The organism is Paenibacillus sp. EB106-04-04-XG159 (genome assembly GCF_058791835.1).
Map to the genome: position 1 here is coordinate 63,792 of NZ_JBYTDY010000015.1, position 20,010 is coordinate 83,801.

Below are 20,010 nucleotides of genomic sequence, written 5' to 3' on the forward strand. Positions count from 1 at the left end.
AGTGCCTGGATTTCATATTATTATATGATAAAGTGTACAGAAAACCTAGAAATCACAAAGGGCTTTCCATTAGCAGGAATGGAGCTGCCCTGGGGCGAATGGTTACATATGCTTTATTCAAAGGATTCAAAGGATTAAAAGGATTCAAAGGAGGAATAAACCATGGCGGAAATGCTGCGGACTGAGCAGATCGAGCGCGCGGTCCAGTATATGAAGACGAAGGCGAGACCGTTGGAACGAGCGCTGTATGAGTGGGAATATGAAGCTGGTTCAGCAGAGAGGGTTGTCGAGGAACTAGCTAAGTTTCAGAACCGTGATGGTGGCTTCGGTCACGGCCTCGAGCCGGATATCCGCATGGCATCTTCCTCCATTATCGCGACTACGGTCGCGCTGCAGATCATGTCTTACATGAAATTGCCCGTTGAACACAAGCTGATCAAGGACGCGATGACCTATGTGCTGGATCAGTATGAAACGGGTCGTCAGGGATGGGAGATCGTTCCTCATGCCGTGAGCAGTGCGCCGCACGCTCCGTGGTGGACTTACCGAGAGCTGGATAATGGCTGGGGCAATCCTAATCTGGAGCTTGTAGGCTATCTATATGAATTTCCATACGGACCGCTGGAGTTTCGGGAGAATATTACCGAGCATGCTGTCAGCTATATGACGGAAGAATCTCCGCTCGATGATTTTCACGAATTGCTCTGTGCGCTGCGGATGGCGGAGCGCATCCCTTCTGAAGTGCTGGAGCAGATGCGTGCACAGATCGATGACATGGTTCACCGCTGCGTGAAGACCGATCCGGCTGAGTGGCTGCAATATTCGTTGACTCCATTGCAAGTTGTTAAGGACACTAACTCTCCGTACTATGAGAAATATAAGGACAGTATCGCAGCGAACATCAAGCATCTGCTTGCTCAGCAGCAGGAAGATGGAGCTTGGCATCCTGTATGGAGCTGGGGTCAGTTCGAAGAGGCTTGGCAGCAGGCGAAGGAAGAGTGGAAGGGTATTATTACGCTTAACACGCTGCGGGATCTGAATACATTTTCCGTATCCTAATCCTATAAATTATGAAGGGACCGTCTCGGTGTGAGCGCGGTCCCTTTCGTCATCTTAGAGCAGTTCCTCAATATCCTTAGCGATCTTGGAAGGCTTGGTTTGCGGCGCATAGCGGTTGACGACCTGTCCTTTGCGATCAATGAGGAACTTCGTGAAGTTCCACTTGATGTCCTCTGAGCCGAACAAGCCCTTCTTCTCACTGGTCAAATGATGAAACAGCGGGGAAGCATGAGCCCCCTTAACATCTACTTTTGCAAACATCGGGAACGTAACCCCATAATTCGTCTGGCAAAAATCTAGCGTTTCCTGCATATCGCTAAATTCCTGATCATTAAATTGACTGCATGGAAATCCGAGCACGACGAGTCCCTGCTCCTTGTATTGTTCATAAAGCGCCTGAAGCTCCTCAAATTGCGGCGTGAAGCCGCATTTGCTGGCTGTGTTGACGATCAGCAGCACGTTACCTTCATAATCGCTCATCGGAAGTACATTTCCAGAAGGCTGCTTAACATGGAGCTCATAGAGAGTAGGCATGGGCAATCCACTCCTTTCGTGTCCTAATACAATATGTAATGCATGTGCATGACTATGCAACCTATTATGTAGCCATACGATAACTGACTGTCAAGCACGCTGATCCTGATCAGGTGAGTGATATGGTTTAACGCCATTGAAACGAAATGAGATAAAGCACCCAGATGTGCAGCGGATAAATGATGTAGAACGCGTATTTGATCCAAGGGGCGCTATGGCCTCGTTTGCCGTTATACATCAGTATGGGCACAATCGCTCCGATCATCATCCATTGATAGCTTTCGAAGAATACGGTGTGCCAGTTAAGCGGCGCGGTGGAAGCCAGTGCATCCATTCCGATCGTGAGCATCAGCATCGAGAGGATATAAGCAGCGGTCATTTTCCGTGGCGAGTGGCTCAACGAATAGAAGATCATGGTCATAACGATACCGAGTACCCCTGCTTCTGACAGCATTCCGCCCATCATGGCAACGAAGAAGAATAAGATCGACGGATAGGGATATTCCCTGCGCGTCATCCATTCCCAGGCTTGCAGCAGCAGCAGGCCGCATCCGAGCGAGATGAAGATATTGTTCGTGATGGGCACTGGACCGCCCGGAAATATACTCATGAGCGCTAAACTGCCGAGATCCATAACGACAGCGGCAATCCACATTCTTGTAATATAACGTTTCCTGTTTCTCGTCTTGCGGAAGCCTTCAACCATGAGGAAGAAAAATATTGGCGCAACGATACGCCCTGCCCAGTTCAATACGATAGGCATATCAGGAATGTACTGGTGAATATGGTCGAGCATCATTAACACGAGCGCGATTGTCTTGAGTTGAAATCCGTTCAGACGAAGTTTAGCCATTGATGATAGAGTCACAGTCTCCTCCTTTAATACCTTATTATCTCTAATCATAGAATGGACGATTCAGGAGAACAAGTAGGTGTCTGCTACGGAACGAGGCTGTATGGTTACGTGAGGAGTAAGGGAGCGATATCAAGGAGCTGGCATGGTATAATAGTTGCAGCTGCTCGATGCCCAATGCTCATTCGTCAGGGATTGATGGTTCGGCATCTTGCTAGAGAAAGCCCTATAGGATTGATGGAAGGATTGAAGCTATGAAATCGCTCGTATTAGCGGAGAAACCGTCCGTCGCGCGTGAGATCGCGCGCGTGCTCGGCTGCACCGAGAAGCATAAACAATATATTGAAGGTCCGAACTACGTGGTTACATGGGCTCTCGGGCATCTGGTCGGATTGGCGGAGCCGGATGATTATGACAAGAAATATCAGCAGTGGAAGCTGGAAGATCTGCCGATGCTGCCGGAGAAGATGAGATTGATGGTGCTGCGGGAATCGTCGCACCAGTTCAAGGCTGTACAGCAGCTTGCGAAGCGGAATGACTTCAAGGAGTTGATCGTAGCGACCGATGCGGCGCGCGAAGGTGAACTGCTCGCTCGCTGGATCATGCAGATGGTGAAGTGGAACAAGCCGTTCAAGCGTCTATGGATCTCGTCCCAGACGGATAAGGCGATCCGCGAAGGGTTCAAGGCGCTGAAGCCGGGAGCCCAGTTTGATCGGCTGTATGAGTCCGCACGCTGCCGCGCGGAGGCGGATTGGCTGATCGGGCTGAATGTGACGCGCGCTCTGACGTGCAAGTTCGAGACGCCGCTGTCGGCAGGACGCGTTCAGACGCCGACGCTTGGCATGCTGATGACGCGTGAACAGGAGATCGCTAACTTCCGATCTCAGGAATATGATCGCCTCATCGCGGACTTCGGCGGCTTTGAAGCGAGCTGGAGAGGCGCGAATGGCGATGCTCGCTTGTTTGATCTGGAAGAAGCGCAGACGAAGCTTGCGCGCTTGTCGGGTAAAGCGGCGGTTGTGAAGGAATTGAAGAAGACGAAGAAGCAGGAGCCGCATCCGCTCGCTTACGATCTGACGGAATTGCAGCGTGACGCGAACCGGAAGTACGGTTTCTCGGCGAAGCAGACTTCCAATGTGCTGCAGCGGTTGTATGAGCAGCATAAGGTCGTGACCTACCCGCGGACAGACAGCCGCTACCTGTCATCGGATATGACAGGCACGTTGAAGGAGCGTCTGGAAGCGATGGCTGTCGGACCTTACGCGCAGCTCGCGAGGACGCTTGCTAAGCGGCCGCTTCCGATCACGAAGCGGATTGTGGACGACAGCAAGGTGACAGACCACCACGCGATTATCCCTACGGATGAAGCGCTGCGTCTGGCACAGCTCTCGCCGGAGGAGCGCAAGCTGTACGATCTGATCGCGCGCCGCTTCTTGGCGCTGTTTATGCCTGCGGCTGAATATGAGCAGGTAGCGCTAACGCTCGTGATCGAAGGCGAATCGTTCAGCGCGAAGGGCCGCACGATGCTGGAGAGCGGCTGGCGTCAGGCGTACGACAACGATTGGCGGGACGAGGAAGACGAGCAGGATCATCCGTCCTCCGAGCGTGAACGCGAGCGGATTCCTCGCCTGGCTGTGAACGACAAGCTTCCGGTGAAGCGCCTCTACGTGCAGCGGGATCGCACGAAGCCGCCTGCACGCCATACGGAAGCGACGCTGCTCACGCAGATGGAGAAGCACGGTTTAGGTACACCGGCGACGCGCGCGGACATTATCGAGAAGCTCGTCTCGTCCGATACGATTGAGCGAGAGGGTGCTCACATGAAGCCGACTGGCAAGGGCAAGCAGCTGATCGAGCTTGTCGCGCCAGAGCTGCGCACGCCGGAGCTGACTGCGAAGTGGGAACGCGAGCTGGAGCGCATCGCTCGCGGAGATGGACGGTCAGCAGAGTTTATGTCCGGCATTCGCACCATGACGCAGGAGCTGGTCAGCAGCGTGAAGCGCAGTGAGGCGGAGTATAAGCCGCACAATCTCACGCACAGCCATTGCCCAACATGCGGATCGCGCATGTTGGAGCGCAAGACGAAGCGAGGCAAGATGCTGCTCTGCTCGAATAAGGAATGTGATTATAAGCGTTCAGCTGAGAAGCAGCTATCGAATAAGCGCTGTCCGCGCTGCCACAAGAAGATGGAGCTGAAGGACGGGAAGGCGGGCAAGTACTTCCAATGCCTGCCGTGCAACATTGTTGAGAAGCTGGAAGCGTCAGGCGGAAAGGTTAAGAAGCACGAGGAGCGCAAGCTCGTGCAGCAATTCAGCCGACAGGAGTCGATCGGCTCGAATCTGGGCGATCTCTTGAAGGCGGCGCTGGAGAAGCAGCAAAAAGATCAATAACGAGATCACTTTCGGTGTAACTCGCCGTTCATTAAGGTAGTCTTGCTTGTGTGTCCGCTCCCGATCTAGCAGGGAGACTTCTCTGACTCGGTGAACCGGACACAGGAGCCGTTATTTAGTGATTTTATGGCCTATATTGAGTTTAGCGGACACAGATGCCGCTATTACTTAACATTTAGCCGTTTTCGGCTAAGTCTTGGCCAAATAGCGTCTCTACGGTCCGCTAGCCTATCGAATAGGCGCTTTCAACTGCAAATAACGGCCTGTGTGTCCGCTCACGGTATAGCTGTGAGACTTAATGGACACAGGAGCCGCTATTTTGTGATTTTTTGGCCTATTTTGAGTTTAGCGGACACAGATGACGTTATTTCTTAACATTTAGCCATTATCGGCTATGTTTTGGCCAAATAGCGTCTCTACGGTCCGCCAGCCTATCGAATTAGCGGTTTCGGCTGCAAATAACGGCTTGTGTGTCCGCTCCCGATCTAGCAGGGAGACTTAGTGGACACAGGAGCCGCTATTTAGTGATAATATGGCCTATATTGAGTTTCGCGGACACAGGTGACGTTATTTCTTAACTTTTAGCGATTATCGGCTAAGTTTTGGCCAAATAGCGGCTCTACGTTCCGCCAGCATACTGAATAGGCGGTTTTGACTGCAAATAACGGCTTGTGTGTCCGCTCCCAATCTATTTCAAAGCCTAAACAAAAGGATCGTTCTGAGTCCAACCAACCTGACTCGGAACGATCCTTTTTATGTGAGCTATAGCATAATGGACAAGTACTGCGCAATACAATGGAATGCCGCTTAATATCGGCAGCACAAGTACAGCAGGTCCTATTGTTCAGACTGAGGACGAAGCTGTTGCAGCGCTCGCTCGATTCGCGTCAGCGCTTCACGAAGCGCTTCGCGCGGGCAGGCGACATTCATGCGCAAGAAGCCTTCTCCGCCTTGGCCATAGGTGTGACCGTTGCCGAGTCGGACCTTTGCTTCATGAAGGAAGTAGTGACATAGCTCCTCTGATGTCATACCCAGTTCGCGGCAATCCATCCAGAGCAGATGAGTCGCTTCCGGTTGCATACATCGGATTTCGGGCATATGCTGCTTCAGGTAGTCCAATGCGAATGACATATTATCCTCGATGTATGTGAGAGCTTCGTCGAGCCATTCTCGACCATGACGATATGCCGCTTTCGTAGCCTCAATGCCAAATGCGTTAGGGCGCATAAGTCCGATGCGGTTCAACGTGTCTTTATATGCTGCTCGCAGACTCGCGTTAGGGATAAATACGATTGAGGTCTGAAGACCAGCAATATTGAAGGTTTTGCTTGGAGCCGACAAGACGACGGAATGCTCTGCAATCTGATCGCTTAACGAAGCAAATGGGATAAGACGATGTCCAAACAACGTCAGATCACCGTGAATTTCATCCGAGAGAATCGTTACCCCGTGCTTCATGCAAATATCTGCAACTCGTGTCAGTTCTTCACGCGTCCATACGCGTCCGACAGGATTATGTGGACTGCATAGAATGATTGCTTTCGTTAACGGATGAGCCGCTTGACGCTCAAGATCATCGAAGTCCATCTCGTATCCGTTAACACCTTGACGCAATGGATTGACTGCTATTTCACAGCGGTTGTGAGTGATGACATCGAAGAAGGGCGGGTATACAGGCGTCTGCACAATTACGCGATCTCCCGGCTCAGTCAGCACTTGAAGCAGCATATGCAATCCTGGTACAACACCAGGGCTAAAGCACAGCCATTCCTTATTTACCTTCCATCTGTACTGATGATTCCACCATTCGCATATAGCGTCTTCATATTCCTCGCATGCAATGGAGTAACCGTAAATTCCGTGGGCTGCTTTAGTTGAAACAGCTTGAATGATCGGCTCTGCAATCCGAAAGTCCATATCCGCTATGCACATAGGAATAATATCTTCTTCCCCGATCTGCCATTTTACCGCATGAGTGCCTCTACGTTCCGTGTGTACATTTAACATGTTCATCTCTCACTTTTTGATGGATTCCATGACCAGTGTTTATGCTCTTGATTGTAGCAAAGGAAATTCATTAACTCAATAATAGGAAGTCTTCTCCTCAATAACCTAGTATTAGCACCATTTCTGACATTGTGAATATCTTAGAATGAACCGATTCGACAGATTCACTCTTCTATTCTAAGAAGTAACAACAATGTCTTGTTTTTCGCCTTATTCTTACAAGTATTGTAATGAATCTGTCATTTTATCGTGCTAAAATAGGTTTATAGTTAGGTAGTATTAATTATTAAAGGAAGTGAAGAGTAGAATGATAGAACGAAGTGCTGGGTCGCTGAACCAGCGGCGCCGGAGGAAGAAATGGATTGGCCGCACCGTTCTGTTTGTATTGTTACTGATGGTGGGGGCAGGAATTTATAGCCTTGGTCAAGGCTTGTTCGATAATACCGCTTCGGCTGCTTCAACGGAGAATGAATCAATAGTCGTTACGGAGGTTGCAACAATGGCATCTGCAGCGGTAGAGAAGCAAGCTCCGACACTATACAATGGTGTTAAACGCAAGATCGCATACTTAACGTTTGATGATGGTCCCAACAAACATACTACTGAACTATTAGCATTATTAGATAAGAATGATATTAAAGCAACGTTCTTCATGCTTGGCGACAATATGCGTCAATATCCAGACATGGTGAAGCAAATTTACGACAATGGCCATTATCCTGGACTGCATAGCATGAACCATGAATATAAGGATTTGTACAAGAGCGGAGGCTCTGCAAATTTTGTGAATCAATTCCTTGAGGCTCAGTCCATTGTAGAGGAATTAACAGGCTTCAAACCAACGCTCATTCGAGCGCCTTACGGCAGCGCCCCTCAAATTGGTGATGATTTCCGCAAGGATATTGCGGATGCAGGCTTTAAGATGTGGGACTGGACATTGGATACAAATGACTGGAAGTATGCCAATAATCCAAGCGGTATATTAGATGAGGTCAAATCGACTCTAACAGAAGACGTTGAAGTTATACTTATGCATGACCGCAAGCAGACAGTAGATATGCTGCAGCCTGTCATCGACTATGTTCGTTCGCAAGGCTATGAATTCGAAGTGTATGACCCGAATGCTCATTTCGTGTGCAATTTCCACCACGATGAGCGTTTGTAAGAGGAGTGAAGATAAGTGCTAACTATAAAGAAGGCGGTGGCAGCAGCAGTTGCCGTACTTTCATTGTCAGTAGTGTTGACAGGCTGCGGAACGCCTGTTGAAGAGCAATTATTCCTATCATTTGAGAAGGCTTCAGCAGTAGAGACTCAGGTGCCGGCTGCCTTTGAACATTTGAAGCAGCTGGAAGAGAAGGATCAGAAACAGTACGAAACGATTATTAATAAAGGTGAAAGCGACAGTGCTAATGTACAGACGCTTATCACGAATTCTATAGCTTCCTTGCAGGAGCGCCAGCAGACGCTGGACGCTGTTAAGCAGCAAATGGATGAAGGAAAGACTCAGCTTGGCGAGTTGACAGGACAGATCGATAAGCTGAAGGATGATCAATTGAAGCAAAAAGCGGAGCAAGTCGTTACGGCTTATACGAAACGCTATGATACTTTCTTAACCTTGCATCAGCGCTATTCCGAGTGGTTAAAGGCGGAGCAAGCCGTTTATGAAGCGCTGCAGACGCAGGAGACTAATCTGAAATCGATTCAAAGCGCTGTAGCATCGCGCAATCAAGCGTTCCTGCAGGTGGAAGAATTGAAGCAGCAGTTCAATGATTACACGACTCAATTCAATGAAGAGAAGCAAGCTTTCTATCTGGCTGCTGGAATCCAGGTTGATAAAGTCGTCACATCCGATGAACAGTCAGACGATTCGAATCAAGGATAATTAGAATATTATATAGATGCACTTGAAGTTGCAGAGAACTTCGAGTGCATCTTTTTTTTCGAAAACTAGCCCCACGTCTTTGCAACCAGGTCGGCAACAATTAAGAATATGATGTAGGAAACGACAGCTGATGCAATGTACGAAATACCGCTTTTTACTTTCTGCTGGAATAGGCGAACGATGCCTAGACTGACGAGCGGACAAACAATCATCAGAAAGAATAAAACGGTTACAAACAGCTGCGGACTAATTTCGCTAATATCAACATAGGTCATGATATCCACCTCTTAGATCAAGTTCAGAATAAGTGAAGAAATAGACAATAGATTGCAAATGTGACAAGAATCATAGTAATTATTATATCCTCTCAACAGGTTGAAGTCTTGGCAAAAATTTCATGTTTATTTGTCAATTTTATGGCGGAAGTTAGGTCTCGTCTCAGATTGCTCATTAAACTAGGTTTTAGATCAATTTTTGGCTTCGGAATGCTATAATAAGCTGTATTGTTAAATTACATAAAGTATTCAGGAGGAGAAGCCATGCGTTATATGATTGGGATGGACTTGGGAGGAACGAATCTTGTATGCGGCTTAGTAACTGAGGATTATAGATTAATTGATAAATTGAAAGCGCCTACTGAAGCTCATCTTGGCAGTGATTATGTCTTAAGCAAAATGGCAAAAATGATCGATGAGATTCTGGAGAAAGCAGATATCTCTCGTGAAGATGTAATTGGAGTTGGTGCAGGCTGCCCGGGCTTCGTTGATCCGGAACGGGGAGTGACGATATTCGCTTCAAATTTAAAGTGGAATAATGTGGAAGTATCGCGTATACTCGGTGAAAAGACCGGGCTTCCTGTATTTATAGATAATGATGTTAAAATGTACGTTTTTGGTGAAGCTATGAGCGGCGCGGGAGTCGGAGCGGGTGTCGTGCACGGCGTGACGGTCGGTACGGGGTTAGCGGCTGCAACAGTTGTGAATGGCGAGCTGTATTATGGCAGCGGATTCATGGCGGGTGAGCTTGGCCATGTCACAATTGATGGCGAGAGCACACCTTGCGGCTGCGGTCTTACAGGCTGCTTGGAGACGGTTGTTTCCGCAACGGGTATTACTAGACAAGCGCGTGAAGCATTGGAAGCAGGCAGAGAGAGCATGCTCCGTGAAGCATATGATAAAGGAGAGCTTAGCTCTGCCCATGTCTCCGCAGCGTATGATCAAGGAGATGCCTTAGCGATTGAGATTATGCATTACACCGGCAAAGTATTGGGCAAGGGCTTAGCCTATTCGATTTCCTTGTTGAGCCCTGACGTCATCGTGATCGGAGGCGGCGGTTCTCTTGCTGGCGAGCGATTGTTCGGCAGTGTGCGGGAAACGTTGAAGAATTCCGTGTATCACGGTTACTTAAAGCGGTTGACCATTAAGCAAGGTGAACTGGTAGATGACGGCGGCGTCATTGGAAGCGCGGCCTTTGCTAAGAGTCGTGTGGAGAAGCTGGCGGCCGTTAAGTAGATCAAGGTATTAACGGGGGGGCTAGGATAGCATGGATAGATCCGTTCCAATTCAGGATATGACGGCTTTGCTGCTGCAGGAGCGCATTGTTGCGATCTTCCGCGGGTATTCAGGTCAGCAGGCGGATGAAGCGGCGAGCGCGCTCGTTCGCGGCGGTATCCGGCTAGTGGAAGTGACGATGAATACGGAAGGCGCGCCTGCTATTATTGCGCGTTGGCGCGAGTTGTTCGGCTCTGAAGCCTATATAGGCGCAGGTACTGTGCTGGATGTGAGCATGGCGCAAGAGGCGATAGCGGCAGGGGCTCAATATTTGATAACTCCTAATTTAGATGAAGAAGTTATTCATTATGCTGCTGCGCAGGGGATCGACGTATGGCCGGGCGTATTCACACCGACAGAGATGGTGAAGGCCTGGAAGGCAGGAGCTAAGGCGCTGAAGCTGTTTCCGCTAGGTGCACTAGGACCGGATTATATTCGTGAAGTGCGCGGACCGCTGAATCATATTCCGATCATGGCAACTGGCGGTGTAGACTTGGCTAATGCAGAGGTGTATTGGCAAGCGGGAGCTTCGGCTTTTGGGCTTGGTTCTAAGCTGGTGCGAGCGGATCTAATTAAGGCCGGTGCATATGATAAGCTGGAGCAGCATGCGCGGCATTGGGTAAGGATTGCTCATGAACTGTCAAGACATGTGGAATAAGGAGGAAGTTCGAGCATGAATCTGCTGGCTGTTGGTATAGATGTCCTGACCATTCTCGTCGTTCTGATTATGCTGACGATTTGGATGCTTGGGGTGAAGAGCCAGTCTCCCTCAAGGAAGCCGATCGTGGGTGAGCCTAAGCATAAGTATGAAGCGATAACGTTTAAAACGTTTAAAGGCAAGGTGAATCTGCAAGGCTGGTTGATCTGGCCTGCAACGATGGACGACAAGCCAAGTCCAGCCATTGTGGTCTCACATGGCTGGAGTTCGAATCGCTCCCGAGTGCTGCGCTATGCGGATCGCCTGAATGAAGCGGGCTATGCCGTGCTCGTCTATGATGTAACGAGTCATGGAGAGAGCGAGGCGATCAAAGCGGCATCTGCGCTGATGTTTCGCGATGATCTGCAGGCCGCTGTCGCCTATCTGCGATCACGAGCAGACATCGACGCAGAGAAGATTGGTGTGCTGGGCCACTCGCTTGGCGGCTTCGGGGCACTGCTTGCGCTTGATGAGGGCATTCCGGTGCGCGCAATCGTGACGGATTCGATGCCATCGAAGCCGTTCACGATGATCTCCGCCGAATTGAAGCGGCGCAAGCTGCCGGTATTTCCGCTGGCCTGGCTCATTCCGCGAATATGGCTGCTGCGCGCTCACATTCCGAAGTCAGCATATGATGAGCTGGACTTGGCCGTTACGCTTATGCGCAACGAGCAGCGCGGCGATGCCAGGATTCCTGTGCTCATGTCACATTCACGCGGAGATACGTTTATTCCGTCCAGCGAGCTAACGAGCACGCTGGATAAGCTGAACTATTCTCAGCCGCATGTTCTTGTAGATACACCGGGTCACAGCAGCTCCGAGCAAGATGAACGCTTCTGGGAAGCGGTGCTGCCGTTCTACCAAGAGCATGTCTACAATGTGCAGTTAGATTAAGCTGACGATCATTTTTATATAGGAGCCTGCCCCCTGAGCCGTGAACAACCGCTTCGGGGGCAGGCTCCTTTTTAGTGGCTCGGACACGATAAACGGGTTAAACCCCGTTACAGATCAAAAACGTGCTGCAAAGGAATAGATAACAGGGAAAAACCATCTTAGGGAATCGCAGATAGCATAAAACATAGCTCAACGCGTGAGTTAACGGGGAAATATCCAGTTACAGTATGCGGAACGAGCAGGCGTCAGAGAGATAACAGGGAAAAACCGTCTTAGGGTAGGAGAGCCGCTAGTGTAGCTAGATCGTGACCAGGAGTTATAACATGCCGCACCAAGTGTGCAATTAAATAGGTTGCTAGATGATGCCGGTATGGTTAATATATACATGTATTATGTTGGGAAATGGGAGGCCGCTAGAATAGGAGGATTCATTTGTTTTCATATCGAATATCAGACCACAAGGCTAGGCGGATGCTGACAATACTAATAGCTTGTGTGTTCGTCGTCTCAGTTTCAATCGTTCTGTACTATGGTAATTACTTTTTGCTAGGGGATCTTCATAACCCTAATAACGATGATGTGAAATATATTCGGTCCGCTCAGGTGCTGTTAAACGAAGGAACCTTAGTATACAACAGCGGAAATGAACCATCGGCATTCATAATGCCAGGATTCCCTATTATTCTGGCGGGCTTTATGGCCATATTTGGTCAGGATGGCGGGGGAGTCATCGCATTTCGAATATTTCAATGCATGCTTCAAGCCGGTTCTCTATATCTTGTGTACATTATTGCTAGATATGCATTCAACTCTCGAATAGCGATGATTGCTTGCTTTTTGAGCGCATTGTATATTCCCGATTATTTCTCATCAGGTGTTATCCTATCAGAAACGATATTTCGAACCTTGATCCTGCTGCTCGTGTGCGTGATGATTAGTGCAGTACAAACGAAGCGATGGACATGGTATGTCTGGATTGGTGTGCTGACGGCGGCTGCAGCTTATTTTAAACCTCATGCTTCACTATATCCTGCGATATTGCTCATCCTGTGGTGGAAAGAAAGATATTCATGGAAGGACATTCTGCGATATACATGCTTGATTGGAGTCGTATATCTGATTCTGCTATCACCTTGGTGGATTCGGAATATGGTAACGTTCGACCGCTTTATCTTATTTACGAATTCGGGCGGCAGTCCGTTCTTGTTAGGAACGCGCATTAACTATGAGCTGCCCCCTGCAGGGTTCTTCGATGCTTATCCTCAGTATGATCCAGTTACTATTTTTAAAGGCTTTGATTCTAGTGCGGTGCAGAAGGGGTTTGATATATTAAAATACGGGTTTACTCACGAGCCGCTTACCTATCTATATTGGTATACGGTAGGTAAATTAGAGGGGCTCTACCTTGATGCATACTATTGGAAACCAATATGGCCTATCACGAAAGAACTAATGTATGTGATTCAAGCTATCTTAATGGGACTTGCCGTATTAGGCTTGATTCTATTCAAACGAGCCGGTAAGCTAGGCAACCAACTGCCGATCTTGCTGACCGTTGCGTATTTTACAGCGATATATATTCCTTTCGTCGCTTTCTCACGATATGGATACCCTAATGTCGTATTTCTATTGATGTATGCCGCGGTGGCGCTAGATTGGGCTGTTAGCTTATTGAAGAGAATTACCCGACATAAGACATCCAGCGCGAAAAGTCCAGTGACAGCGAAGGGTGAGACTTTTTAAGAAACTTGAAGTGCCGTTTGCATATGATAGGATGGAAGCAATTACAGAGCATAGCATTCGGAATGGCATGAAGTATAGCGTGAAGCATAGCATGCGGTACAGCATGCGGCATAGAATGAGCACTGCTTCCAGCACACAGGCCTAGGCCGAGTATAGTGAAGGGGCGTACACAGACGGATGAGTAAAATGCTTAGCTATGGTATCTTGTTCAGCAATATCATTTTGCTGGTAATAGGCCAGATTATGTTCAAGATAGGCTTACAGCAGAGCGGCGGCCTGAATTGGATGAAGCTGATTGTTTCACCTTCTATATGGGTAGGCTTTGCACTATATGGGATCGGAACGGTCCTGTGGTTCATCGTCTTATCGAGGCTGCCGCTTGGTGTGGCTTATCCGATGCAGAGTCTCGCCTATGTATTAGCGATGTTTGCTGCCGTATGGCTCTTTGGCGAAACTTTAACACCTACTAAGATCGTTGGAGTGTTGGTGATCTTGTTCGGAGTTTATCTCATCGCGAAATAATAATTTTCAGTCATGATGCGGCTCTATTCGCCAATTATCGGTTGCCGGCAACGCCTGTTCCTTCGGGAATAGGCGTTTTATATTGGAACAGAAAGAGACAGCGTGGCAGTAAGTGTCGATGCGCTTCGAACAACATAGAATGGGCTGATCTCCAGTTCTTCCATAACTAGACAGTCTTCTCTATCTCCGTATGGTACGATACGAATCACCCTACAAGAGCAGGTGCGGATCAGTACCGGAGGTGAGGCATATTGGACGAGTTGTGCAAGAGAAGGAATAGTGCAGGAAGCTGCGAAGGCGAAGAAAGATTGGAAGCTGTGAAGCAGAAGCTGGAGCAGAAAATGGAACACGCTAAGATGTGTACTTGGGTAGACGCAGATGATAGGAGTCAATACAGTCAAAGTCGGATAGAGCGAAAGAACGGAAGGTCGAACTTATTACGCTGGGTATTCAGTGCGGTGCTGTTATCTTCGATTTTGCTCCAAGGGGGAACTTGGTCGATCGTCGAAGCGGAGCCCCTGCACTCGGATACGATTATGTATGATGAAGATGGGATAAGAGAGTGGTTAACCGATAGATTGGGTATGCGTGAAGATATGTTTACATTTAGATATGATGGTGAGACGGAAACGTTAACGAAGCAATTATCACAGGCGTTGGAGCAAGCCGTTTATTCAGATCCGTTCATTCGATATAACGTGAGTCGTTATTCCTTGCACTGGAAAGGTACTGATGATTACGCGCTGGTAACGGTATATGTGAGCTATCGTGAAACGTACGAACAGTATCAATATGTCCGTCAAGAAGCGAAGCGTATTGTTAACGATCTGATGCCTGCGAAAATGAATGAGGTGGATACGGTAAAGTGGCTTCATGACTATGTGATAAAGCACGTGGCATACGATGAAAGCATGAACTCCTTCACGACCTATGAAGCGTTGGTGAAAGGGACGACGGTATGTCAAGGATATGCGCTTCTGCTGCAAATGCTGTTGGAGGAAGCAGGCATTCCCAGCATAGTTGTTGAAGGGCAGGCAGGGGGAGTGCTGCACGCATGGAATATGGTGCTGGTCGAAAACCAATGGTATCACGTGGATGCAACTTGGGATGATCCTGTGCCTAACAAGCCTAATGAGGTTCGTCATTCGTACTTTATGCTGTCTGATCTCGAGATGAAGATCGATCATGAATGGGATATGTTAAAGACGCCGCCAGCTGATCAGATCTATATCCCATAAGCTTGCAATAAGATAAAGGCTGGATTCACCGTTAGGAACTGCGGTGGATCCAGCCTTCTTCTCATTCTTGTTCAATATATTGCTTATCCTTCAGGAACAAGCGCCAGAATAAGATAAACACCGGTATGAGCAGAACCGTGCTAACGATATAGCCGATGAACAGCGAACGAAACATCGCTGAATTCGTAAAGCCCTGCTCTAACGTGAGGAACGGGTATACAATATACGGCAGATGCGCGTGGCCATAAGCGAAGATCGCGATGGCATACTGCACTGTAACACCAAAGACCGTAATCCGCGTGTAGCCTGTCCAGCCATCGGGCCGCTTCACGAACAAGAAGGAATACGCGATGACGAATACGACAGCGGAGATGAGAAACCATAATCCTTCTTGCTTCATGTTATTAACGAACCAGCTGGCTTCCGCTGGGAGAGTGAACACCACAATCACCGCTGTCAGCATGCTGAGCGGGCCAAAGATAACGGCGAGCCGACGATATACTTGGTAGGTGGATGCATCTCGAGCTTCGCGTGCGTAATCCGCCAGAAATAGAGCGGAGAAGAACAGTTCTGTCGCATAGCCGAAGGCTAGATGAGCATACAATGTCGGGCTCACCAGCAGCTTGCTGTATGCGATGGCTAATGAGCCGTCAGGGCGTGTCGTCGTGAAGCCGCCCAGCGTTACAGCAAGCACGCCTACAAGCAAGCCCGGAATTAGCAATCCGGTGATTCCGGAAATAATCCGCAGCGTCCGTCCGTATTTGGATACGGAGTAGCTGTACACCATAAAGGCGCTGCGTATGATGAGCAGCGCCAGCACGAGACAGACCGGTACCAGCAGCATGGAAGCTATAGAATAAGTAGCGCGTGGGAAGAATCCAACGAACGCTACGACGAACAACACGAGGAACGTGTTGGTTACTTTCCAGGCAGGCGACAAGAAGCGATTGGCGAGTACAGAAGCTCGGGAATCGTTATTATCTGGTTCACTGCCGTAGAACATGGCCCAGAACCCCGCGCCGAAGTCGACTGATCCGACCAGGCAATAGATAAACAGGAATACCCAGATCAAGGTTGCCGCAATCGTAGATTCGTTCATGATATCGCCTCCCTCGCTTCTGGAAGCTCCTTGGAAACAGGATGGCGCTTAAAGTAATAGCTCATGACAAGCACCGTTAGTACGAGCAGGACGACATAGATCGAAACGAACATCAGGAACATAGCCCCCATGCTGTCACTCTTCAGCGCAGCTTCAGTTGTGCGCTGAACCTTATAGATCGTCCAAGGCTGACGCGCCGAGCAGCTGAATATCCATCCGGTCTCGATGCCAATCAGAGATATCGGTCCTGTCCAAGCGAAGATATGCGTGATCCAGCGCGGGAAAGGACGCTTGGTCTTGCGATACATCATATACCATATGACAGCGAACCCGCTTAAGCCGAGCAAGCCCATGCCGATGGCCACCATCAGGTCGAATAAGGTGTGAACGAACAGCGGCGGCCATTCATCTCGCGGCACATCATTTAATCCCATCACTTCTGTCTTGAACGAGTTGCCAGCGAGAAAGCTAAGAGCCCCTGGAATTTCGATACCGTAGCGAATCGTCTGCGTTTCTGGATCGGGAATGCCGCCGAATGTGAGCGGTGCATTGGTTTGAGTTACGAACAGCCCTTCTGCGGCAGCGAGCTTCTCAGGATTGTTGTGATGCAGCTCTTGCGCTGTTGCATGACCATCGATCGCAGTCAATAATGACATCACCAATCCCATGACGAGACCAATCATAAGGCTCTTCCTATGATAAGCGAGAACCCGCTCATCATTGCGCTTGCGGAGCAGATTGTATGCTGCAGCAGTCACGATAAAGAATGCGCCTGTCATGTAAGCAGTGGACAACACATGCACTGCAGAAGTAAAGAAAGCAGGGTTAAATACGGCTGCCCACGGATCAACATCCGTGATCTGACCATTGACGATGTTGAAGCCTGCAGGCGTGTTCATCCATGCCTGTGCATCGGTTATGAGCACAGCGGATGCGCTCGCTCCTACCATAACGAAGAATACGCTAAGAATCCGCATGCCCGAAGTCAGGCGGTCGGCGCCGTACAGATAGATCGCCATGAAGAGCGCTTCGAAGAAGAAGGCCCAGAGCTCGATCTGAAATGGCAGAGCGATAACCTGTCCGACAATTTCCATGAACCCAGGCCATAGAAGGGCGAGCATAACTCCGACAATCGTGCCGGAAGGAATGGCGACACCGAGCAGAATACCGAGCGCTTTCGTCCAGCGCCGAGCCAGTATTGCATAGTCGCGGTCTTTGCGCCGCCAATACATAATCTCTGCAACGAGGATCATTAAGGGGAGACCTACGCCAAGTGTAGCAAATATAATATGGAAAGCCATTGAAGTGCCAAACAAGGCGCGAGCCATAGTTACGGAATCCATGCCAACATCAACCAACCTTTCAACATTTACCAATATCAGGTTTATTGTGTGAAAGATGGTTATTATTTATGCAATGGTTTCCAATTTTTATTGGGGAGTGGTTATTTGTGCTTCCACCACTTTACGATGGTAAGAGCGGACCATAGAACACCAAGTGCTAGAATCGCATAGTCCAATACTCCTAAATCCTTGAAATCAACCATGAAGATGATGGTTGCAAGCAGGATGATAAACGTCACAATGTCGGTTCGTTTATTGTTCATAGTTATGAAGTCCTCACAGTGTCAAAGTGTCAATCGTACTCAACTAAGTATGCCAAGTCGATGAGTTGAAGTCAATTAAAACGGAGTGCTGCTGAAACTTGTCAGAAGAATAGTGCTTGTAACGAATTCCCAAGCATGCTAAACAATTCATCCATGCTATACTTGGTTTACAATACCTAATAGAAAAAGGGAATGGAGCAGGAAATGAAAGTATTAAGGACTCTTGTGTGGTTTATTTATTTTTGGCTATATCTGATCGTTAAACTTCCTGGATTAATGAAAGTCAATAAGCTGCAGCGTGAAGGACGAATCGAAGAGTTAGATGCTTATACTAGAAATGTAGTCGGTCGGTGGGCGCGCTCTCTGCTGAAAATAGCAGGTGCAAAGGTTACTGTACGCGGTCAGGAGAATCTGCTGGATAGCGCGGCGGTATATGTATCGAATCATCAAGGCAATTTTGACGTGCCTATTATGCTCGGCCATATCGGTACTCCGAAACCGCTGCTTGCTAAGATTGAGATTGAGAAGCTGCCGCTTATTCGCGATTGGATGAAGCATCTGCGCTGCATATTTATCGATCGGAACAACGTGCGCCAGTCGATGAACAGCTTGAAGCAAGCGACCGAGCTAGTTGATAGCGGTTATTCGATTGTGGTGTTTCCGGAGGGAACGCGCAGCAAGGGAGACCAGCTTGGCGAGTTCAAGAGCGGCGCCTTTCGGATTGCAGTGAAGACGGGGGCGCCGATTGTGCCGATTCGGATCAGTGGATCCTATAAGCTGATGGAAGCGAACGGCAATTGGATAGGACCTGCCGAGGTTGAGGTCACTATTCTTCCGCCAGTTCCAACAGAAGGCTTGTCCAAGGAAGATATCGCTGCGCTGCCTGAGCGAATTCAAGCCATGATTGAACAGGCTGGATGTTAGAACAAGCCAATAAGAAGGGATAGAGATTTCAGAGCATATCTGAATCTCTATCCCTATTTTTGTGTGCAATGTTGCTGTGCTTCTAGAACGGGAGATTAAGCTGCCATGAAACGCCAAACTTGTCGGCAATCCAACCGAACTTCTTGCTGAAGGAATAATCGCCTAACGGCATTAGAATTCCCCCGCCCTCGGATAGCTTTTCATAGAGTCGATCTAGTTCTTCTTCCGTATCACAGTTGATAAATATGGAGAATGAAGGTGTAAATGTGAAGTCATGCTTGATGTTGCTATCGATGCACATAAATTCCTGTCCCTTTAATGAAAAGGTAGCTTGAATTACACTTCCTTCTGCTCCGCCCTGATTGGGGCCATAACGAGCGATGCTGGATATTTTGGAATCTTCAATCAAGGAAGTGTAATAATTCATGGCTTCCTCCGCATTGCCTTGAAACATTAAGAAGGGTGTAACTTTTGACATCGCCATAAACTCCTTTTATTCGCTTGATGATGCTGCTATTCCAAAAGTGCTGTCAGCTTATTGTCCAGCTGTTCAAGTACATACGGCCAAGCTTGCTCGTGCCGATCCTTCGATTCCTGATCTGGAAATCCGGCATGTGTGAGTCGCAATCGTGTTCCCGTGTCAGTAAACTCCATTTCGATCGTCACGACCGTTTCGGTTCCCTTGGTTCCCTCGGCCCCATTTACCCATGTAAGTTCGATAAGGCGATTCTGCTCTAATCTCAAGAACCGTCCGTAATGAGGATGACGCATGCCCTCAAAAGAAGTCTCGAAGAAGAAGGCTGTGTTGACTTCACCTTGCATGATGACGCTCCCGGGCGCCGCAAACCAGTGATCCAGTCGCATCGTCCACGCTTGGAAGATCAAGTCAGGTGACGCAGCCATCATACGTTCAACTGTTAGATTGAAAGGTCTTGCTGAAAGGTCAGGTACAGTAACAGGCTCCATGATCAGATCCTCCATTATGAAATAGGTTATAACAATTAGCTCTAGC

Annotated in this window: 20 protein-coding genes; 11 read left to right on the forward strand and 9 right to left on the reverse strand. The window is 48.7% G+C overall.

Going from position 1 to position 20,010, the window contains the following annotated elements:
• Positions 1–162: 162 nt before the first annotated feature.
• A complete protein-coding gene (locus tag AC3WTP_RS17610) occupies positions 163–1,059 on the forward strand; it encodes a hypothetical protein (protein WP_492395943.1) in 897 nt (298 codons plus the stop codon).
• Positions 1,060–1,113: 54 nt separating this feature from the next.
• On the opposite strand, the gene AC3WTP_RS17615 is transcribed toward AC3WTP_RS17610, so the two are convergent.
• Both AC3WTP_RS17615 and AC3WTP_RS17620 read right to left on the reverse strand, forming a co-directional pair.
• Complete coding sequence (locus AC3WTP_RS17615) at positions 1,114–1,593, reverse strand: glutathione peroxidase (protein ID WP_492395944.1); 480 nt, start codon at positions 1,591–1,593, stop codon at positions 1,114–1,116.
• Positions 1,594–1,720: 127 nt separating this feature from the next.
• Positions 1,721–2,461: a TraX family protein gene (locus AC3WTP_RS17620; RefSeq protein ID WP_492395945.1), complete on the reverse strand. Its 741-nt coding sequence runs from the start codon at positions 2,459–2,461 to the stop codon at positions 1,721–1,723.
• 239 nt (positions 2,462–2,700) lie between these two features.
• Between AC3WTP_RS17620 and AC3WTP_RS17625 the strand changes: the two genes are divergently transcribed.
• Complete coding sequence (locus AC3WTP_RS17625; protein WP_492395946.1) at positions 2,701–4,836, forward strand: DNA topoisomerase III; 2,136 nt, start codon at positions 2,701–2,703, stop codon at positions 4,834–4,836.
• Positions 4,837–5,673: 837 nt separating this feature from the next.
• Here the strand turns inward: AC3WTP_RS17625 and AC3WTP_RS17630 are convergent.
• Entirely contained in the window at positions 5,674–6,843 is a 1,170-nt protein-coding gene (locus tag AC3WTP_RS17630) for a MalY/PatB family protein (RefSeq protein ID WP_492395947.1), read from the reverse strand.
• A gap of 307 nt (positions 6,844–7,150) precedes the next feature.
• Between AC3WTP_RS17630 and AC3WTP_RS17635 the strand changes: the two genes are divergently transcribed.
• The gene (locus tag AC3WTP_RS17635) at positions 7,151–8,008 is read left to right on the forward strand and encodes a polysaccharide deacetylase family protein (protein WP_492395948.1); all 858 of its coding nucleotides are present in this window, start codon (positions 7,151–7,153) and stop codon (positions 8,006–8,008) included.
• 15 nt (positions 8,009–8,023) lie between these two features.
• The gene (locus AC3WTP_RS17640; protein WP_492395949.1) at positions 8,024–8,725 is read left to right on the forward strand and encodes a YkyA family protein; all 702 of its coding nucleotides are present in this window, start codon (positions 8,024–8,026) and stop codon (positions 8,723–8,725) included.
• Between the two features lie 65 nt (positions 8,726–8,790).
• Here the strand turns inward: AC3WTP_RS17640 and AC3WTP_RS17645 are convergent, their stop codons facing one another.
• On the reverse strand, positions 8,791–9,000 hold the full coding sequence (locus AC3WTP_RS17645; protein WP_492395950.1) for a hypothetical protein: 210 nt from the start codon (positions 8,998–9,000) through the stop codon (positions 8,791–8,793).
• Positions 9,001–9,264: 264 nt separating this feature from the next.
• Here AC3WTP_RS17645 and AC3WTP_RS17650 point away from each other — a divergent pair, with 264 nt between their 5' ends.
• From AC3WTP_RS17650 to AC3WTP_RS17675, 6 genes are all read left to right on the forward strand, one after another.
• Positions 9,265–10,236, forward strand: coding sequence for an ROK family protein (locus AC3WTP_RS17650; protein WP_492395951.1), 972 nt, complete (start codon positions 9,265–9,267; stop codon positions 10,234–10,236).
• 31 nt (positions 10,237–10,267) lie between these two features.
• Entirely contained in the window at positions 10,268–10,933 is a 666-nt protein-coding gene (locus AC3WTP_RS17655; protein ID WP_492395952.1) for a bifunctional 4-hydroxy-2-oxoglutarate aldolase/2-dehydro-3-deoxy-phosphogluconate aldolase, read from the forward strand.
• Between the two features lie 15 nt (positions 10,934–10,948).
• Positions 10,949–11,866 carry an alpha/beta hydrolase gene (locus AC3WTP_RS17660; RefSeq protein ID WP_492395953.1) on the forward strand — a complete coding sequence of 306 codons (918 nt, stop codon included), beginning with the start codon at positions 10,949–10,951 and terminating at the stop codon, positions 11,864–11,866.
• Between the two features lie 432 nt (positions 11,867–12,298).
• Complete coding sequence (locus AC3WTP_RS17665) at positions 12,299–13,609, forward strand: ArnT family glycosyltransferase (protein WP_492395954.1); 1,311 nt, start codon at positions 12,299–12,301, stop codon at positions 13,607–13,609.
• A gap of 177 nt (positions 13,610–13,786) precedes the next feature.
• Entirely contained in the window at positions 13,787–14,131 is a 345-nt protein-coding gene (locus tag AC3WTP_RS17670) for an EamA family transporter (protein WP_492395955.1), read from the forward strand.
• Positions 14,132–14,382: 251 nt separating this feature from the next.
• On the forward strand, positions 14,383–15,369 hold the full coding sequence (locus AC3WTP_RS17675; RefSeq protein ID WP_492395956.1) for a transglutaminase domain-containing protein: 987 nt from the start codon (positions 14,383–14,385) through the stop codon (positions 15,367–15,369).
• Between the two features lie 61 nt (positions 15,370–15,430).
• On the opposite strand, the gene AC3WTP_RS17680 is transcribed toward AC3WTP_RS17675, so the two are convergent.
• The 3 genes from AC3WTP_RS17680 to AC3WTP_RS17690 all read right to left on the reverse strand — a co-directional run bounded on the left by AC3WTP_RS17680 (position 15,431) and on the right by AC3WTP_RS17690 (position 18,074).
• Entirely contained in the window at positions 15,431–16,468 is a 1,038-nt protein-coding gene (locus tag AC3WTP_RS17680; protein WP_492395957.1) for a cytochrome d ubiquinol oxidase subunit II, read from the reverse strand.
• Entirely contained in the window at positions 16,465–17,811 is a 1,347-nt protein-coding gene (locus tag AC3WTP_RS17685; RefSeq protein WP_492395958.1) for a cytochrome ubiquinol oxidase subunit I, read from the reverse strand. The genes AC3WTP_RS17680 and AC3WTP_RS17685 overlap by 4 nt, the downstream gene beginning before the upstream one ends.
• Before the next feature lie 101 nt (positions 17,812–17,912).
• A complete protein-coding gene (locus AC3WTP_RS17690) occupies positions 17,913–18,074 on the reverse strand; it encodes a hypothetical protein (protein ID WP_492395959.1) in 162 nt (53 codons plus the stop codon).
• A gap of 204 nt (positions 18,075–18,278) precedes the next feature.
• Here AC3WTP_RS17690 and AC3WTP_RS17695 point away from each other — a divergent pair, with 204 nt between their 5' ends.
• Positions 18,279–18,998, forward strand: a complete 720-nt coding sequence (locus AC3WTP_RS17695) for a lysophospholipid acyltransferase family protein (RefSeq protein ID WP_492395960.1) — start codon at positions 18,279–18,281, stop codon at positions 18,996–18,998.
• Between the two features lie 82 nt (positions 18,999–19,080).
• Here the strand turns inward: AC3WTP_RS17695 and AC3WTP_RS17700 are convergent, their stop codons facing one another.
• Positions 19,081–19,476: a VOC family protein gene (locus tag AC3WTP_RS17700; RefSeq protein ID WP_492395961.1), complete on the reverse strand. Its 396-nt coding sequence runs from the start codon at positions 19,474–19,476 to the stop codon at positions 19,081–19,083.
• A 35-nt stretch (positions 19,477–19,511) separates the two neighbouring features.
• Positions 19,512–19,964, reverse strand: coding sequence for an SRPBCC family protein (locus AC3WTP_RS17705; RefSeq protein WP_492395962.1), 453 nt, complete (start codon positions 19,962–19,964; stop codon positions 19,512–19,514).
• Positions 19,965–20,010 lie beyond the last annotated feature (46 nt).

Bases quoted from the DNA above. Each gene is read 5' to 3' on its own strand.
- AC3WTP_RS17610 (WP_492395943.1), top strand. From the start codon at position 163: ATGGCGGAAATGCTGCGGACTGAGCAGATCGAGCGCGCGGTCCAGTAT.
- AC3WTP_RS17615 (WP_492395944.1), bottom strand. From the start codon at position 1,593: ATGCCTACTCTCTATGAGCTCCATGTTAAGCAGCCTTCTGGAAATGTA.
- AC3WTP_RS17625 (WP_492395946.1), top strand. From the start codon at position 2,701: ATGAAATCGCTCGTATTAGCGGAGAAACCGTCCGTCGCGCGTGAGATC.
- AC3WTP_RS17630 (WP_492395947.1), bottom strand. From the start codon at position 6,843: ATGTTAAATGTACACACGGAACGTAGAGGCACTCATGCGGTAAAATGG.
- AC3WTP_RS17635 (WP_492395948.1), top strand. From the start codon at position 7,151: ATGATAGAACGAAGTGCTGGGTCGCTGAACCAGCGGCGCCGGAGGAAG.
- AC3WTP_RS17645 (WP_492395950.1), bottom strand. From the start codon at position 9,000: ATGACCTATGTTGATATTAGCGAAATTAGTCCGCAGCTGTTTGTAACC.
- AC3WTP_RS17650 (WP_492395951.1), top strand. From the start codon at position 9,265: ATGCGTTATATGATTGGGATGGACTTGGGAGGAACGAATCTTGTATGC.
- AC3WTP_RS17655 (WP_492395952.1), top strand. From the start codon at position 10,268: ATGGATAGATCCGTTCCAATTCAGGATATGACGGCTTTGCTGCTGCAG.
- AC3WTP_RS17660 (WP_492395953.1), top strand. From the start codon at position 10,949: ATGAATCTGCTGGCTGTTGGTATAGATGTCCTGACCATTCTCGTCGTT.
- AC3WTP_RS17670 (WP_492395955.1), top strand. From the start codon at position 13,787: ATGAGTAAAATGCTTAGCTATGGTATCTTGTTCAGCAATATCATTTTG.
- AC3WTP_RS17680 (WP_492395957.1), bottom strand. From the start codon at position 16,468: ATGAACGAATCTACGATTGCGGCAACCTTGATCTGGGTATTCCTGTTT.
- AC3WTP_RS17685 (WP_492395958.1), bottom strand. From the start codon at position 17,811: ATGGATTCCGTAACTATGGCTCGCGCCTTGTTTGGCACTTCAATGGCT.
- AC3WTP_RS17690 (WP_492395959.1), bottom strand. From the start codon at position 18,074: ATGAACAATAAACGAACCGACATTGTGACGTTTATCATCCTGCTTGCA.
- AC3WTP_RS17695 (WP_492395960.1), top strand. From the start codon at position 18,279: ATGAAAGTATTAAGGACTCTTGTGTGGTTTATTTATTTTTGGCTATAT.
- AC3WTP_RS17700 (WP_492395961.1), bottom strand. From the start codon at position 19,476: ATGTCAAAAGTTACACCCTTCTTAATGTTTCAAGGCAATGCGGAGGAA.
- AC3WTP_RS17705 (WP_492395962.1), bottom strand. From the start codon at position 19,964: ATGGAGCCTGTTACTGTACCTGACCTTTCAGCAAGACCTTTCAATCTA.